Below are 14,857 nucleotides of genomic sequence, written 5' to 3' on the forward strand. Positions count from 1 at the left end.
CAATCTAACCACTTTTTAGGACTGTTGCTTTATTTGTTCTTTTAATATATAAATATAGAAAAATACCAAATGGTGTCGCTAATAAAGTAGTTAAGAATTTGGGTGATTCCCGTAAAAATTTATTGTTCCCTATCATTAGACTGCTAGATACATAATGCACAGATTCCCTAAAACTTTCTTTGAATGTAGGCGCATATTCAATCGCAACTTTTCTGAAAAAAGCAAATCCATTTGGATTCTTCTTATATTGATTTATTATATTCATGCTAGAACCATCAGGTAGATACTCTACATAGCAAAGAATCTCATTCATCAAAAGTAACGGACACTCTTGATCAATAAGAATATATTTATAGCTTAATGGACAATATTTCTCTCCTGGAAAGACAGGATAAGGTGGTGTTTTATTAATTAATTCTGTTCTGTAAACTAGTTTTTTATCACCCTTAGCCTTATGCTTACTGTAAAGATGTGAAAGTGTAGATTCAGTCAAATAATCTGGCATTTTCGCACCTATTATCTGCCCATTTGGTGTTGCGTCTAGTGCTACAATACCAGCGTATTTATCACTTCCATATTTTTCCCAAAAATGAACGATTTTCTCAACAGCATCATCAGCCATATAGTCGTCAGAATCAATGCAGACATTTAATTCTGTATCAATTAATTCATATGCCGCATTGTGTGCTCCATGCATTCCTTTGTTTATCTGATAATGATATCGGATAGGTACTATATTTTCAGTTATCCATTTATTAATAAGATCTTTTGTATTATCAGTTGAACCATCATCTATAATCAACCATACAAAATCTTTACTTGTTTGCCGTTTTAGACTCTCATAACTTAAATGCAGTGTATAGGCACGATTATATGTAGGCGTAAATACTGTGAGTGTTTTGTTCATTTTCATTCACCCTTCCCTTATTTAACACCGTTAAAATACTATTTAAGATAAGACGATCAGGTCTAACATATTGGTGATAATATTCAAAATTATTAACCATCATTTGATACCTATAGTCTTTGTTATCTATGAGAGTATATAGTTGGTTCACACATTGCTCAGGTGTGTTAAAAGTAAGATAATTTTTACCTTCTGAGAACTCTCCTGGTACTTCGTAGTGTAATTCCTCTGTTACAATTGCTTTACTCGCTGCTACATATTCAGCAAATTTCCAACCAATTGATTCATGGAGTCCCATAGTTGATATACAAATTGCTGATTCCTTAACTTTTTTCAGGTAATTATTTCGTTTTGTAATATTTTTATCATCAATTACTATGTCAGGGTAGTTTTCGTTGGCGTATGGTGTAGGATTAACACCACCAAAAAATTGATCACCAAATTCTTTACGACAAAGTCTTATACATTCTGCCCTTACATAATTAATATATTTACGTTCTTCCGATTTTCTAGAATTCTGCAATAGATTATCTCCTGAAATATCCCAAAGTCTTGCCATAAACAGTATTTTCTGGTTAACTTCTTTTTTGGGTATATCTTCAAAAGCTGTTGTCTTGTATTTTCCGTTGTAATATTCCGTAAATGGTATATTCCGTGCAAGTTTTTTTAATCTTTCCTTGTATTCTTCTAGTGGTAATGGCTTATGTGCCACATTTCTTGGTGTGGTAACCATATAATTTAAACCTAAAGGGCATATTTTGTTTTGATGATTTAATTTTTGATTATATGTTTTGCTGTAGCTTCTTTTAAAATAGAAATCACAATTTGCTAACAAATTATTCATAAAATCAACATAATATTGATCGTCTGTTAACAAATTATCGTAACCGTCATTTAAATCATAAAGTACACATATTTCATTATTAATTATGACTTCTAGCACATTGTCTGGATGGTGAATTGAGCTATGTTTTTTTAATGTCTCAATTGTCAACTTAATAATCCCCTGCCTAGCAAGTAGTGTATACCCAGCTAATATCTGATAAAGGTGTAGAGTTACTTTACCTACTCTTATATGACATAATATTTGAGACATTTGTTGACCCCTTTTTTCGATGAAAATCAGATTTATTTACTAATGTATTAATAGCATCTATATAAAAAGATTCAAGCCAATTAACACCTTCTTTAATATCAAAACCACTGCTCTTTATTACATCTAAGACTTTATTTTTTCTACTATTATTTAATAGTACCGAATTCGCCCATTCAATAGAGGAGTCATTCATACCTTGATAACTAATAAGTTCTACGCCCATATCAACTTCTTTTGTTATATGATCTGCTATAATACAAGGTAATCCAATAGCTTGAGCTTCAATTAAAGTAACAGGTAATCCCTCATACAGCGAAGGAAAAACAAAAACATCAAATGCCTGAAGTAATTTATGTATATCACTTCTTGTTCCTAGGAATTTAACATTTTCTTGTAAATTTAACTCCTTTACCTTAACTTCAAACATGTTTTTTAAAGGTCCATCACCTATTAAAACTAATAAACTATTTTTATTCATTTTATATAATTCACTAAAAATATTTAATAGAAAACGGTGATTCTTTGGCTGTGTAAAACTTCCAACATGTCCAATGACTAAACAATCATTTGGTACATTTAATTCATTTCGTACTTGTTTTCTAATTTCCGAAGAGAATGCAAATTTGTCTGTATCAATACCATTTTTCAAATAATAAACGTTATCTAAATTATTTGAAAACAGCCATTCTGCTGCAGGTTTTGAACATGCTATTAAATGTGTAGAATCTTTAACAATATTTATCCCTGCATACCATTTATATATTCTTTTAAGATATTTCCCTTCACTTCTCGTACTATGACTATGTGCAATTCGAACGGTAATCCCAGCTTTCTTAGCAGCCTTCAATACTAATCCACTCATTTTATCCATGTGGGAATGGACAATTTTGTATTGATTATTTGCTTTAAGAAATTGGTTTAAATTCTTTATGTAATGAAAATGTCCCCCATCAGTAATGTAAGGAATTCGGTGGATTTTTCCACCCAAATCCAATATCTCCTGATCAAATACTCCTTCTTTACATGTCAAAAAGTCGAATTGTACTTTCGAACGATCAATATTACGATACAAATTCATAATAAGCGTCTCCGCTCCACCACGGTTCATATTAACTACAACATGCAACACTCTTATTGGGCTACCCACCTTACACCCTCCATTTCACTCATATATCTTTGATAAAGATAACTATTCTCTATTAGTATTGTTTTGATACTGTAATTATTTACAATTGTCTCTCGACCGTTTTCACCTAATTTTGAACTCAACAAATGCTCATCTGCAAGGTGTTTAATCTTTCCTGCCATTTCGTCAACACTTTCTCGATCAACAAGGTACCCATTGTTTTGATCTTGAATCAACTCATAATGTCCTCTGTTTTCAGTACCAATAACCGGCAACCCACAAGCCATCGCTTCCATAATATTTACGGGTAGTCCTTCTCGAAGACTAGATGCAACAGCTACATCACACATTGGAAGCAATGTATCAATATCGTTTCGATAACCTAAAAACGCTATCATTTTCTCAACACCGAGTTCATCCGCTAGCTTATTACAAGATTCCTGCAGATTACCTTCCCCAGCTAAAAGCAGCTTTGCACTCGGAACAGCATCTTTTATTAATGCTAATGCCCTAATCAATAATTGCTGATTTTTATTCTTATTAAATTCAGCCGCATAAAAAAGTAAAAAGTCCTCTTCTTTATAGCCAAATTTTTCTCTTTGTCTATTTTTTTCAGCTGCATTCATTGGCTTAAAACGCTCTGTATCTACCCCAACACCATGAACATGTTCGACCTCTCTCGCCATAAAACGGTGGGAAATTGCTAGTTGATAATCCTCTTTGTTAATGGTGATTAAGCAGTCTGTATACTTTGATAGGATTTTTTCAATTGGATAATATAACAACCAGTTAATAACTGGGGCACCTTTACAAAAATGAAAGCCATGAGCTGTATACAACACTTTGGTACCTTTTTCTCTTGCTTGTCTTGCAGCTAGTCGGGCTAGTACTCCACCCATCGGTGTATGACAGTGAATTATTTTATAATTGTTTTCATCTATAATAGACTTGAGTTCCCGATAGGCAATGATGTTCTTTTGATGAAAGGGTGAACGTTGTATTGGGATATTGAACTTCTTATCTACAAATGGAAGTTCGGTTTCTCCAAATGCAGCAACATGTACTTCCCAGCCTTTTTCTTTGAACCATTTCAGAATAGGTAAATGAAAGCTTTTAAAATGATAATCAACAGTCGCACAAAACAACACTTTTTCTGGCATTTTTTGATCACCCCACTTTCCTAACTGTTTGTAATAAAAAAAGCGCAAGCGCCTTGTTCAGCACCGACAAGCATAAGGCGATTCTAAATTGAAGGCGTTCTTTGCCTTCAATTTAGAATTGACTTATGACCTCGAGAGGCTAGGCGCTGGAGTTGGATCCAGAAACGCAGACTTAGTATCAAATTTTATACTTTCTGATACTACAAAAAAAGACACCCTATTGGCACCTCTTTGGTTTAGATCTTATTTATGCTTTCTTTTTCCATAACCTTAGATAAATAATTTAATAAATCATATTTCAAATCTTCACGTTGAAGAGCAAATTCAATCGTTGTCTGGATAAAACCCATTCTTTCACCAACATCATAACGTACACCTTCAAAGTCGTATGCATAAATCGCTTCGTGCTCATTCAATGCTGCAATCGCATCAGTTAGTTGTATTTCGCCACCAGATCCAGGTCTTTGGTTGCTTAGGATGTCAAAGATTTTAGGACTTAATATGTATCGTCCTAGAATTGCCAAATTAGAAGGAGCCTCTTCGCGTTTTGGTTTTTCTACTAGATTAGTTACACTATAAAACCTGTTACCTATTTCGTTTCCGTCGACAATACCATACCTTGAAACCTCATCGTCTGATACGTGCTGTACACCTATCACGGATGCGTTATATCTTTCATATTGTTCAATCAATTGTTTTAAGCAAGGTTTTTCTGATTGTACAATGTCATCTCCAAGTAAAACTGCAAATGGTTCATTTCCGATAAACTTTCTTGCACACCAGATAGCATCACCTAATCCTCTAGGTTCTTTCTGGCGAATATAGTGAATGTCAACTAGTTTTGATGATTTTTGAACTTCGCTTAAAAGTTCTAACTTTCCCTTTTCCAACAAGTTTTGTTCGAGTTCAAATGAGTTGTCAAAATGATCTTCAATGGCTCGTTTTCCTTTTCCTGTAACAATGATAATGTCCTCAATCCCAGATTCTACGGCTTCTTCGACAATATATTGTATCGTTGGTTTGTCAACGATTGGGAGCATCTCTTTTGGCATTGCCTTTGTTGCCGGTAGGAATCTCGTTCCTAAACCTGCGGCAGGGATTATCGCTTTTCTAACCTTCATTGTGGAATCTCCTTTTTATTCAGTTATCTAACTTGGTATCGATACTAATTCTTTAACAGGTAGTCGGTGGTTAGCAAGCTCTAATAATCTTTCTCTTAAAGTCTCTTTATCCAAGCTCAAGAAGGTATCAATGATGTAATCGATTTCTTCAATGTAAAGCTCTGCTGTTTTGCCAATATAAATCTTTGGATATACTTGCTGTTCATGAATTTCATCCTCTTTTAGTAACTCTTCAAATAGTTTCTCACCTGGGCGCATTCCAGTAAATTCAACACCTATTTCATCAATTGAATTACCTGATAACTTAATAAGGTTTTTTGCGAGATCAACGATTTTAACTGGCTCACCCATGTCTAAAACGAAAATCTCCCCACCTCTTGCTAGTGACCCCGCTTGAATAACAAGCCTTGATGCTTCTGGAATTGTCATGAAATAGCGCACCATGTCTGGATGGGTGACTGTAACAGGGCCGCCTTTTTGAATTTGCTTTGTAAATAATGGGATGACGCTGCCTCTACTGCCTAAGACGTTTCCAAATCTTACGGCAACAAATTTCGTTCGACTCGTTTGATCAAAATACTGAACTAACATCTCAGCTAGTCTTTTTGTTGCTCCCATTACGCTTGTAGGGTTAACGGCTTTATCTGTCGAGATCATCACAAAGGTTCCAACATCGAACCTACTAGCTGCCTGTGCAATATTTCTTGTTCCAATCACATTATTCTTCACTGCTTCCTCGGGATTACGTTCCATCAGTGGAACATGCTTGTGTGCCGCGGCATGGTAAACAACATCTGGATGATGATGATTCATAATCGACAAGATTTTGGTCGCATCTTGTAGATCGGCAATTTCTGTAATGAATTCAACTTCTGTATCTTTAAAAGTTTCTTTAAGTTCCATTTCAATCGAGTAAATACTGTTCTCACCATGACCTAATAAAATTAATGTTCTTGGAGCAAAGCGTGAAATTTGACGACAAATTTCAGAACCGATTGATCCACCTGCACCCGTTACTAGGACAACTTTGTTCGTAACAAATTCGGAAATGCTTGAAATGTCTAATTCGATTGGTTCACGACCTAAAAGATCTTCAACTTGGACATCTCTGAATTCATTTACTGATACTTTTCCAGTAATTAAATCCTCTAGCATTGGAATCGTTTGTGTTTTGGCGGTTGTTTTTGCACATTCGTTAAAAATAATATTTAGGTCTCTTTTGCTCATTGAAGGGATAGCAATCACAATGTTTTCTATATGTAATTCCTTGACTATTTCCTCAATTCGGTTTACACCACCTACAACTGGTATCCCGAAGATATCTAATTTTTGCTTATTTACGTTATCATCAATAAATGCAACTGGACACATGTCAGCATCATGATTATTTTGTAGTTGTCTTGCAACCATTGTCCCTGCAGCGCCCGCGCCAATAATCAATGTTCGCTTCTTGTGTACAGTTTTATCAAGATAGACATCTCGAACGACTCGCCAAATGAATCTTGAACCACCTATTAATAACATGTGAATCATCCATGTAACAGCTAATAGGCGAAAATGAACTTGTTGCTCAATGATGAATTGCATAATAGCAGTTGTTGTAATTGAAAAGGTAATTGCCTTAAAAATAATTAAGAGTTCACCAATGCTGGCATATTCCCATGCCTTCTTATACAACTTATAAAAAAATGAGAAGAAATGATGACTGAGCAATAACGTTAATGAACTAATGGCGAGCGGTAGTGTGATGTCATAGAGACTTGCATCTACTAAAAATCGACCAATGAAGATTGCTGTTAAAACAATAATGGAATCGATTATAATTAATAAGGACAACCTCCTGCGGTATGTCAAGCGACTCATCCTTTCTCACCCCTCAATGTTGAGATGTTTTTTCTAAAGTTAGTGTTCTTTTATTAATTGCATATTCAATTACCTTTCCTAATTCATCAAGCTGCTCTTTGGTTGCCTCTTGTTTTATATAACGAACCATTTTCTTGACTGATTTAGGGTATTGATCAAAATTCTTCATTCCTGCAACTCCCTTTTCTAAATAAAGTTTTTACCTACAAAGATTCCGTGGAACATCTGTAAGTAAAAACTTTATTTAAATGTGGGCATTTAACCCACCCTCACTCCACACTCTTGACGACTCGCGTCTAAGGTCTCTTTCAACCCACAGCATGGCCGAGTGCCTCCGTCGATAACGGGAAGGAGACATCACCTATATCTTAATATTCTTTTAGGAATTCTTAATAAAGAACAAATGTGTAAAAAAATATATTTCACCTATTTTTTTTCGTTTAATATGACCCCTAATAATTTTGCATTACACATATTTAAAACTCGGTTTGCTTCCAGTGCAGATCCTTTGTCTGTTTTTCCATATTTCACAACTAGAAGAACACTATCACATTGATTTGCTAATATTTTTGTATCAGTTGCTTCAAGTACTGGAGGACAATCGAAGAAAATTAGATCATATTCCTCTAAAAGTTTCTTCATTAATTCCTTCATTGCTTTTGAACCAATTAGCTCACTAGGATTGGGTGGTGTTGGTCCACTCGGTAAAACTCCTAATCTACCAATTTCAGTTTGGAAAATAGCGTCATTTAATTCCGTTTGCCCCACCAAAACATTCGTTAATCCAGTGTTGTTGTTGATCTTAAAAGCGTGATGTAACATTGGATTTTTAATATCTGCATCAACCAGCAGAACCTTTTCACCCTGTTGCGCCATCGATATCGCAAGGTTAACAGTTGTTGTTGTCTTTCCCTCATTATGTCCAGGTGAGGTAATAATAAATGTCCTGTTAGTTTGATCGACAGATGCAAATTGTATGTTTGTTCGAAGTGTTCTGTATTGTTCTGAGATAAGGGAATTCGGGCTCGTATAGCTTATTAAACTTCTTTTTTTTCTTAGCGTTAGCAGTTTATTATTATTACGAGCCAATGCTTTCACCCCTTATCTCAAGGTTTTCCTGTTTAGCTTTCACTTTATTGATATTTTTTTTGTTCATGACAGAGACACTACCTAACACTGGAAGTCCCATGAGATTTTCAATTTCTCGTTCGGAACGTAAGGAGTCATCGAATGAATCGAGAAGAAATGCAAAGCCTACACTAATTACTAAGCCCACAAAAAACGCGATAAAAATCGTCCGATTTTGAGTTTCATTAATAGGATACGCTTGCTCATTTTCCACAGCTTCAGATAATATTCTAACGTCAGAAAAGTCCATAATGTTTACGATTTCTTCTTGGTACACTTTAATGGTTGTATTAGCAATCTTCGCAGCTGTTACTGGGTTGGAATCAATTACAGAAATTTTCACTACTTGTGAGCTTTCGATATTTTCAACCATGATCTGGCTACTTAACGAATCGGCAGAACGATTAAGACCTAATTCTTTACTAACCCGATCTAACACTGTTGCATCCTTAATAATGACCTTTAATGTCTTCATCGTCTCTGCATCTGCCCCAATGATGATTCTTGCTGAAGATTGATAGATTGGAGTAAATGTAGAGTAGCTGTAGTAAGCTCCAATTGATGTTGCAATCACTGTAATACCGACAATAATCCATATGTATCTCTTCAATAGAATAAATAATTCTTTTAAGTCTATTTCCTTTGTTGGTTGCTGTTCTACATGAATTTTTTCCTGTGAATTTTCGTTTTTCATTTATACCACCTTTTAGTAATAAAGGTTCAGTATAAAGAACGAACCTTAAATTTTATTCCCAAATACATCATTTCTATCTTAATTATAGTTCTTTATAATGAACAAGTCAATCGTTATTTTCAATATTCTCTTACTAAAATACGAAGCCAACTATCCTTTTTTCTTGTTAATAATCATAAAATTCTTCTTAACTTATTACTATTTCGTTGTAAGTAGAACAATTTGGTTCTAGTCATTTCGACTTATATATTATGGATATCTATATGTAAATATAAGAATTTATATTGTTTTTACAAACAATGGCACAACAAATCTCACACTGTTAATATATGCTATATAGCACATTTTGAAAAAATCCGAAAATAGGCGAATTTTCGTTAAAAAGAACGTTTTCCCACTGTTTTCTTTCATTCCCTCAAGTTTCCATACTATTTTGCAATTTTATAAAGAACAAAATGTTTCATATAATGAATGAGTACATTTAGGTTAGATAGATTTTGGATAAGGAGATAAGAGATGGTAGGAGAACGCTTAAGGGAGTTGAGGCAACAAAAGGGATACTCGATTAGTGAACTTGCTGAGTTAGCGGGTGTATCAAAGTCTTATTTAAGTTATATTGAACGAGATGTTCAGAAGAATCCCTCTCTTCAATTTCTAAGAAAGATTGCTACAACACTAGAAACGGATATCGAGAGTTTACTTGGATCCTCAGTTGCAGCAGGTCATCAGGGTTCTATTATACTTGATGATGAATGGAATCGCTTGTTCAACAAAGCAATAGAAGAAGGCATGAATAAAGACGATTTCAAAGAATTTCGTGATTACTTACGCTTCAAAAAATGGCAGGATACAAAACAAGGAAAGATTCCAGGGGGATAGGCTAATGAGTGAAACAAAAGTTTCCTTAAAGGAAACTCTAGATCAAGAGTGGTTATATCTAATCAAAGAAGCACAACAACTAGGCCTGTCCTTGGATGAAATCCAATATTTTATTCAGACTGGTGTGGTTCTACATAAAGAAGAGTGAAAGCCATCATTTCGATGGCTTTTATTTTTTCCAGTTTGATACTATTTTGATTTTGTATACAAATACGTCTTTGTTTTGTTGAATCATTGTCTTAAACTCCGGTTCATTTTCGTCAAGTGTACCGCCGGATAAACCCTGTGAACCATCTCCTTCAACGGTTACTCCTATTACTACCTCATCATCAAGATTAACTTTCTTTGATTCTTCTAATTTATTAAAAATCGAGCTGTCAAAAGGTTCATCATAGTTTACGGGGGCACTTTGGAAAGAACTGTATCCAGTTTGATCAATTAGGACAGCTTTTGTTTGATACGAGCCGATTTCATCATTTTCTTGTATTCTTGTTCTTGAGATTAAAACAGAGGTTTCTTGTTCGGCATTTAGTATTTCACTTCCGAAGTCTAAAGGATCTTCTTCTTTTTTGCCATTGTGGTAATGTTCAATCGTAACTTGGATAATCTTTTCTTGTAAATTGGTTACTTTAAGGTCATAGGCTAGAACTTCATCTCCAGAGAAGCCTTGTAGAATTTTTATTTCTCTATCTGTTAAATCCATTGGCGTAATCTCAATCGCTGGCGGTACTTTAACAGGTGCTTCTTGTGAGCAACCCATTAGAAGAATGAGAGATAGTACGGCAATTTTTTTCAATCACCCCCTCCTCCTCCACCACCGCCATCGCTTCCTCCTCCAAAGTCACTTGACGATGAGCTATCATGACTGTGATGGTCGTCATGATGACGATGATCACTACCCCCACCGTAAAAAGGAAAAAATGGAGTAGAATCTGAACGACCTTTATGGTTAGTTTTGGCATTGCTTCCTGCTGTTAATGCGATAATGATTATAATAATGAAAACAAAAAACATTAGAATTACAAATCCCATTTTAATTCCCCTCCCATGAATACATCCTTTATAATTGGTAAAAATATCTACTAAGGTAGGTGTAATGACTATGAAAAAATGGATTATTTTTCTTACAGTATTATACGGTTTAACGTTCCTACAGGTTTCATTTTCCAGTGAAGTTTCTGCTGAATCTAATCAAACGTGGGAAGATGTTGCTGTGTATGAAACAAAAAAACGCTATCCGCTTTCTCAGGTGCTGTTTACTCAAAAAATTTGGGATCAAACGAAAAAGGGACGTACGGTTAAACAATATAAGCTTACTCTTAGAGAAGGTATGAATGATTTTGGTGTTTATACAACGATTACCTTTGATTCTTCAACTGGTCAGGTTAAAAAGATTCAGGTAATTCCTGAAGCTTAGAAGGAAAGAGCCGCTACAATGTAACGGCTCTTTTTTAAATATTCTTTTTTAGAGAGATAAAATAGCTTAGTATCTGCGCAAGCGGTATGACCAGAATAACGAGTATTGGGTAGTATGGGAGCCATTTCTCTACAAATGGATGCAATAGTAATAGTCCCGCAGCAATAGGAGTAACAAACCACATGGTAATGTAGGATGCTCGACATGCTTTTGCTGTAATTAATTGTTCTCTTTCATCGGCTTCCTCAAATTCAGGTGGCAGCATAAATGTTTTCCATAATCCTCCATGTTTCTTTTTGTTTCGGATTGTTAAATAAAATGAAATTGGTGTGCAGATTACGAAGAAGATTAGGAGTGGGACAATATTTACACTAATTTCCCATGGTGGTTCTGGGTCCTTGATTATTTCAGCAAATTGAACTTGGGCCATATAAAAGGCTGTCAGTGCCCATCCGAATAAAATAATCGTGACAATGTTTAGTAAAGCGGGTTGTAATAATTTTTTCATTTTACCCGTTCCTCCCCAATCCAAAATAGTTCTCCCATTTCTACATGAAACGCTTTGCAAATTTTCAGTGCTAACAACAGAGATGGAATGTAATCTCCCTTTTCAATTGAGGCAATGGTTTGCCTTGTTACTCCAACCTCTAATGCAAGTTTTTCTTGTGTCATACTAAATTTAGCTCGTAGTTCCTTTACTCGATTTACTAATTCCATAAAATCACCTGCCAACTATTTCTAATTTAATTGTATAGTATACTTAACATTATGTAAAGTTAATTTAACATTCATAACAAAATAAAATCCACCTCTGATTAGGTGAATTTTATTTTTTTCGTCTTTTTTCCATGAACAGTTTTAATGCAAATGGTAATATACCTAGCCATCTGTTGCTGTAGGGTGGTGCTTCTGTTTGTTTTTTTTTCTGTTTTTGCTGGATTCGTTCAGCTTTCGGTGTATCCATATATTTGACTAGTTGTTGTGTTAGATATTTTACATAATCATTTGTTGACACGTTATGCACCTCGGAAATAACTTTTATCTCCTAGTTTTTCCAAACATGGCTCATTTTATTCTACCAATAATTTCCTCGACAATCTCGTTAATGCTTTTATGAGTCGTGTCTAGAGTTAAAGTACAATCATTATAGTAAGGTAATCGAGATTTCAGTAATTCAGACAGCTCGAGCTTTGATTTATTTTGAGCAAGGGGCCGACTTTCATCGTTCTCCAAACGCTGCAGGATTACTTCTAAATCGGTTTTCAAGAAGATAATCAGTCCGGTTTCTCTCATCCATTCACGATTTTCTTTCTTTAAAACGATTCCGCCACCAGTGGTGATCACAACATTTTCTGTTGGTAATTCTTTTAATATCTTTGTTTCATATTCTCTAAAAGTGGTTTCTCCCTGATCTGCAAAGATTTGGCTAACAGGTTTTTGATATTTCTCTTCAATTTGCTGATCTGTGTCAATGACAGGTAGGTTGAGAAATGTTGCTAGCTCTTTACCAATCGTTGTTTTACCTGCTCCCATAAAACCAGTTAAATACAAAGCTTTCAATACTGTCCCTCCGCTTTTTCTTCTTACAATACCACAACTCCTAGTACATTTAATACTCTTCCCACATACTCATTTTATTTTCTAGAATATTATAGTGATACATAGCTATATTTAAATTATTTTCTGTCGAAGTACAAGTAAGTTGAACCTCAATTTCTTCGGGTGAAATTTGTTGTATACTGTATTGTATGTCCCCATTTGGTAAGGTTAACGTGTTACTTCCGCTTGTAATTCCTGCATTTATCTCCGCAAGTGAAGCATCTACAGCTACTTGCATCATGTTTTCTAAGATGTAAAACTGCTTTGTATCTTGATAAAAAGCTGTCTCAGTAATTAAAATGGTTGAGAGATGAGTAACAATCATTAAACAAAAAAGGGCAAGAACGATCGTAGTTGGAAGGATGTATCCCTTTTCACTGTTAAGCATTTAATTTAGTTCCTTCATTGAGCGAAATGTGAAAGTGAAATTTTTCCCTGCTGTACTTACTACCTTTAATGTAACACCTGTATTTTCTTTAGTAAATGTTGACTCCTTTACTTGTAATAGCACGATTTCATGCCCTCTTCCCTCGACTTGTCGTCTTAACAAATCTTGATATTGGTGAAAGGTGACTGTTTCTCCTTGATTATTTTGAAATGTTAGCTCATTCGTTGTGGTTTCGATGTTGCTTGCTTCACTTAGCTCCCGTTGTAATTGGATAAGAAAAACATCCCATTCAAAAGGCTTTAAATCATCAGGGTAATTTGTTTGAGTTGAAACAAAGTGGAGAATCAACGCAAAGGATGAAATAATTGTAAAATAGATAACTAGCGAGAGTAATAAATTAATAAAACTATAGCCAGCCTGATTATTATGAGGTAAAGAAACACTGTTCTTTCGTTTGGTTATAATGGTTTTCCCAGCTAATACATGCTTTTGTATACGATGTTTCTCCTTTCCAAACTAGGTTATAGGTTGTCCCATTTTCTTTAACAACAGTATTCAGCTTGGTTTTTTTGTCAAAAAATACTTTTTGAGTTTCTTCATGAAGAATTTTATAAGCAATCGTTGATTGTTTAACATTTTGTCGTTTTTCTACTAGTAGCACCATTTGTGGAACGAGAAAGCTAACAATCAATAGCCACACACTTAGTGCAGTTAGAGATTCAGCCATCGAAAACCCTTTACAATTGTTTAACACGAAATCTCCCCTTACCCAGATAAAAAATGACCTCGTATTTCTCATCATGGTAGTCTATTCTCATTGTTCCGCTTTTTTGGATTGAACCACTCGGATGAATCGCGATACGGTTTCCGAGTGTACCAAGCTGAAGATTAAGAGTAGAAGGATATGTTCTACTTACTAACGTTCCATCAAAAGCTCCCTTTTGAATTACATACGTAGTATTACTTACGTCAAATATGATATAGATTACCCTTTGATGAACAATCGCATGTTGCTGGGCATAAAAGTAATCTTTTTCAAATTGCTCAAAAAATGTACTTATGACTTTTTTCTTTTGCATCCCTGAAACGTTAAAAATTAACACAAAGCTCATAACGGAAACGATTGTTAGAACGAGTAGTGTTTCTAAAAGAGTAAAGCCCTTGTTATGGTGTTGGAACACTTTCAGAAACCTTACCTTGTGAATCGATTACGATTGTATTTCCATTTGGACAAACTGGATCATTAGATAAGTAGCCTTCTGCTTTTAGTTCAGCGATCGTGACACTACTGACATTCTCATCCATCATATAGGCAGTTGCTTGGGCCTGGACCATATTTGTCAGACCTTTGCAGCCTTTATCTTGAATATTTGCATTGTGTTTTGTAATGTTTGGAATTGTAATCAACAATAAAATTGAGATGACGAGTAGGACTATTAGCATTTCGACAAGTGTAAATCCTTTTTCGTTTTTCATTTT

23 protein-coding genes are annotated in these 14,857 nt (G+C 34.8%); 3 read left to right on the forward strand and 20 right to left on the reverse strand.

What is annotated here, in order from left to right; translation table 11 throughout:
• Window positions 1-4: 4 nt before the first annotated feature.
• The 9 genes from ACFFIX_RS00620 to ACFFIX_RS00660 all read right to left on the reverse strand — a co-directional run bounded on the left by ACFFIX_RS00620 (window position 5) and on the right by ACFFIX_RS00660 (window position 9,095).
• Window positions 5-907 (reverse strand): glycosyltransferase family 2 protein, encoded by a 903-nt coding sequence (locus ACFFIX_RS00620; protein WP_378929398.1) that lies wholly within the window; start codon window positions 905-907, stop codon window positions 5-7.
• On the reverse strand, window positions 870-2,003 hold the full coding sequence (locus tag ACFFIX_RS00625) for a glycosyltransferase family 1 protein (RefSeq protein WP_378929401.1): 1,134 nt from the start codon (window positions 2,001-2,003) through the stop codon (window positions 870-872). The genes ACFFIX_RS00620 and ACFFIX_RS00625 overlap by 38 nt, the downstream gene beginning before the upstream one ends.
• Window positions 1,969-3,150, reverse strand: coding sequence for a glycosyltransferase family 1 protein (locus tag ACFFIX_RS00630; RefSeq protein ID WP_378929404.1), 1,182 nt, complete (start codon window positions 3,148-3,150; stop codon window positions 1,969-1,971). The genes ACFFIX_RS00625 and ACFFIX_RS00630 overlap by 35 nt, the downstream gene beginning before the upstream one ends.
• Window positions 3,135-4,289: a glycosyltransferase family 4 protein gene (locus ACFFIX_RS00635; RefSeq protein ID WP_378929407.1), complete on the reverse strand. Its 1,155-nt coding sequence runs from the start codon at window positions 4,287-4,289 to the stop codon at window positions 3,135-3,137. The genes ACFFIX_RS00630 and ACFFIX_RS00635 overlap by 16 nt, the downstream gene beginning before the upstream one ends.
• 236 nt (window positions 4,290-4,525) lie before the next feature.
• On the reverse strand, window positions 4,526-5,410 hold the full coding sequence (galU, locus tag ACFFIX_RS00640) for a UTP--glucose-1-phosphate uridylyltransferase GalU (RefSeq protein WP_378929410.1): 885 nt from the start codon (window positions 5,408-5,410) through the stop codon (window positions 4,526-4,528).
• 27 nt (window positions 5,411-5,437) lie between these two features.
• Window positions 5,438-7,264, reverse strand: a complete 1,827-nt coding sequence (locus tag ACFFIX_RS00645) for a polysaccharide biosynthesis protein (RefSeq protein WP_378930338.1) — start codon at window positions 7,262-7,264, stop codon at window positions 5,438-5,440.
• Window positions 7,265-7,286: 22 nt separating this feature from the next.
• Window positions 7,287-7,442, reverse strand: a complete 156-nt coding sequence (locus tag ACFFIX_RS00650; protein WP_378929413.1) for a hypothetical protein — start codon at window positions 7,440-7,442, stop codon at window positions 7,287-7,289.
• Between the two features lie 257 nt (window positions 7,443-7,699).
• Window positions 7,700-8,371, reverse strand: a complete 672-nt coding sequence (locus ACFFIX_RS00655) for a CpsD/CapB family tyrosine-protein kinase (protein ID WP_378929416.1) — start codon at window positions 8,369-8,371, stop codon at window positions 7,700-7,702.
• Window positions 8,352-9,095: a YveK family protein gene (locus ACFFIX_RS00660; RefSeq protein WP_378929419.1), complete on the reverse strand. Its 744-nt coding sequence runs from the start codon at window positions 9,093-9,095 to the stop codon at window positions 8,352-8,354. The genes ACFFIX_RS00655 and ACFFIX_RS00660 overlap by 20 nt, the downstream gene beginning before the upstream one ends.
• 516 nt (window positions 9,096-9,611) lie before the next feature.
• Here ACFFIX_RS00660 and ACFFIX_RS00665 point away from each other — a divergent pair.
• On the forward strand, window positions 9,612-9,974 hold the full coding sequence (locus tag ACFFIX_RS00665) for a helix-turn-helix domain-containing protein (RefSeq protein WP_378929422.1): 363 nt from the start codon (window positions 9,612-9,614) through the stop codon (window positions 9,972-9,974).
• Between the two features lie 4 nt (window positions 9,975-9,978).
• The gene (locus ACFFIX_RS00670) at window positions 9,979-10,122 is read left to right on the forward strand and encodes an anti-repressor SinI family protein (RefSeq protein ID WP_378929425.1); all 144 of its coding nucleotides are present in this window, start codon (window positions 9,979-9,981) and stop codon (window positions 10,120-10,122) included.
• A 21-nt stretch (window positions 10,123-10,143) separates the two neighbouring features.
• Here the strand turns inward: ACFFIX_RS00670 and ACFFIX_RS00675 are convergent, their stop codons facing one another.
• The gene (locus tag ACFFIX_RS00675; RefSeq protein ID WP_378929428.1) at window positions 10,144-10,770 is read right to left on the reverse strand and encodes a YgaN family protein; all 627 of its coding nucleotides are present in this window, start codon (window positions 10,768-10,770) and stop codon (window positions 10,144-10,146) included.
• A complete protein-coding gene (locus ACFFIX_RS00680; RefSeq protein WP_378929431.1) occupies window positions 10,767-11,006 on the reverse strand; it encodes a YxzE family protein in 240 nt (79 codons plus the stop codon). The genes ACFFIX_RS00675 and ACFFIX_RS00680 overlap by 4 nt, the downstream gene beginning before the upstream one ends.
• Before the next feature lie 70 nt (window positions 11,007-11,076).
• Between ACFFIX_RS00680 and ACFFIX_RS00685 the strand changes: the two genes are divergently transcribed.
• Entirely contained in the window at window positions 11,077-11,391 is a 315-nt protein-coding gene (locus ACFFIX_RS00685; protein ID WP_378929434.1) for a DUF3889 domain-containing protein, read from the forward strand.
• A 34-nt stretch (window positions 11,392-11,425) separates the two neighbouring features.
• Here the strand turns inward: ACFFIX_RS00685 and ACFFIX_RS00690 are convergent, their stop codons facing one another.
• The 9 genes from ACFFIX_RS00690 to comGC all read right to left on the reverse strand — a co-directional run bounded on the left by ACFFIX_RS00690 (window position 11,426) and on the right by comGC (window position 14,854).
• Window positions 11,426-11,899 (reverse strand): hypothetical protein, encoded by a 474-nt coding sequence (locus ACFFIX_RS00690; protein ID WP_378929437.1) that lies wholly within the window; start codon window positions 11,897-11,899, stop codon window positions 11,426-11,428.
• Window positions 11,896-12,108, reverse strand: coding sequence for a helix-turn-helix transcriptional regulator (locus ACFFIX_RS00695; protein WP_378929440.1), 213 nt, complete (start codon window positions 12,106-12,108; stop codon window positions 11,896-11,898). The genes ACFFIX_RS00690 and ACFFIX_RS00695 overlap by 4 nt, the downstream gene beginning before the upstream one ends.
• A gap of 109 nt (window positions 12,109-12,217) precedes the next feature.
• The gene (locus tag ACFFIX_RS00700) at window positions 12,218-12,406 is read right to left on the reverse strand and encodes a YqzE family protein (RefSeq protein ID WP_378929443.1); all 189 of its coding nucleotides are present in this window, start codon (window positions 12,404-12,406) and stop codon (window positions 12,218-12,220) included.
• Window positions 12,407-12,456: 50 nt separating this feature from the next.
• Window positions 12,457-12,951 (reverse strand): shikimate kinase, encoded by a 495-nt coding sequence (locus ACFFIX_RS00705; protein WP_378929446.1) that lies wholly within the window; start codon window positions 12,949-12,951, stop codon window positions 12,457-12,459.
• Between the two features lie 49 nt (window positions 12,952-13,000).
• The gene (gene comGG, locus ACFFIX_RS00710; RefSeq protein ID WP_378929449.1) at window positions 13,001-13,378 is read right to left on the reverse strand and encodes a competence type IV pilus minor pilin ComGG; all 378 of its coding nucleotides are present in this window, start codon (window positions 13,376-13,378) and stop codon (window positions 13,001-13,003) included.
• Window positions 13,379-13,873, reverse strand: coding sequence for a competence type IV pilus minor pilin ComGF (gene comGF, locus ACFFIX_RS00715; protein WP_378930340.1), 495 nt, complete (start codon window positions 13,871-13,873; stop codon window positions 13,379-13,381).
• On the reverse strand, window positions 13,803-14,105 hold the full coding sequence (locus tag ACFFIX_RS00720) for a hypothetical protein (RefSeq protein WP_378929452.1): 303 nt from the start codon (window positions 14,103-14,105) through the stop codon (window positions 13,803-13,805). The genes comGF and ACFFIX_RS00720 overlap by 71 nt, the downstream gene beginning before the upstream one ends.
• A 10-nt stretch (window positions 14,106-14,115) precedes the next feature.
• Window positions 14,116-14,559, reverse strand: coding sequence for a competence type IV pilus minor pilin ComGD (comGD, locus tag ACFFIX_RS00725; protein WP_378929455.1), 444 nt, complete (start codon window positions 14,557-14,559; stop codon window positions 14,116-14,118).
• On the reverse strand, window positions 14,543-14,854 hold the full coding sequence (gene comGC / locus ACFFIX_RS00730; RefSeq protein ID WP_378929457.1) for a competence type IV pilus major pilin ComGC: 312 nt from the start codon (window positions 14,852-14,854) through the stop codon (window positions 14,543-14,545). The genes comGD and comGC overlap by 17 nt, the downstream gene beginning before the upstream one ends.
• Window positions 14,855-14,857 lie beyond the last annotated feature (3 nt).

Source organism: Metabacillus herbersteinensis (genome assembly GCF_042433335.1).
GTDB lineage: Bacteria > Bacillota > Bacilli > Bacillales > Bacillaceae > Metabacillus > Metabacillus herbersteinensis.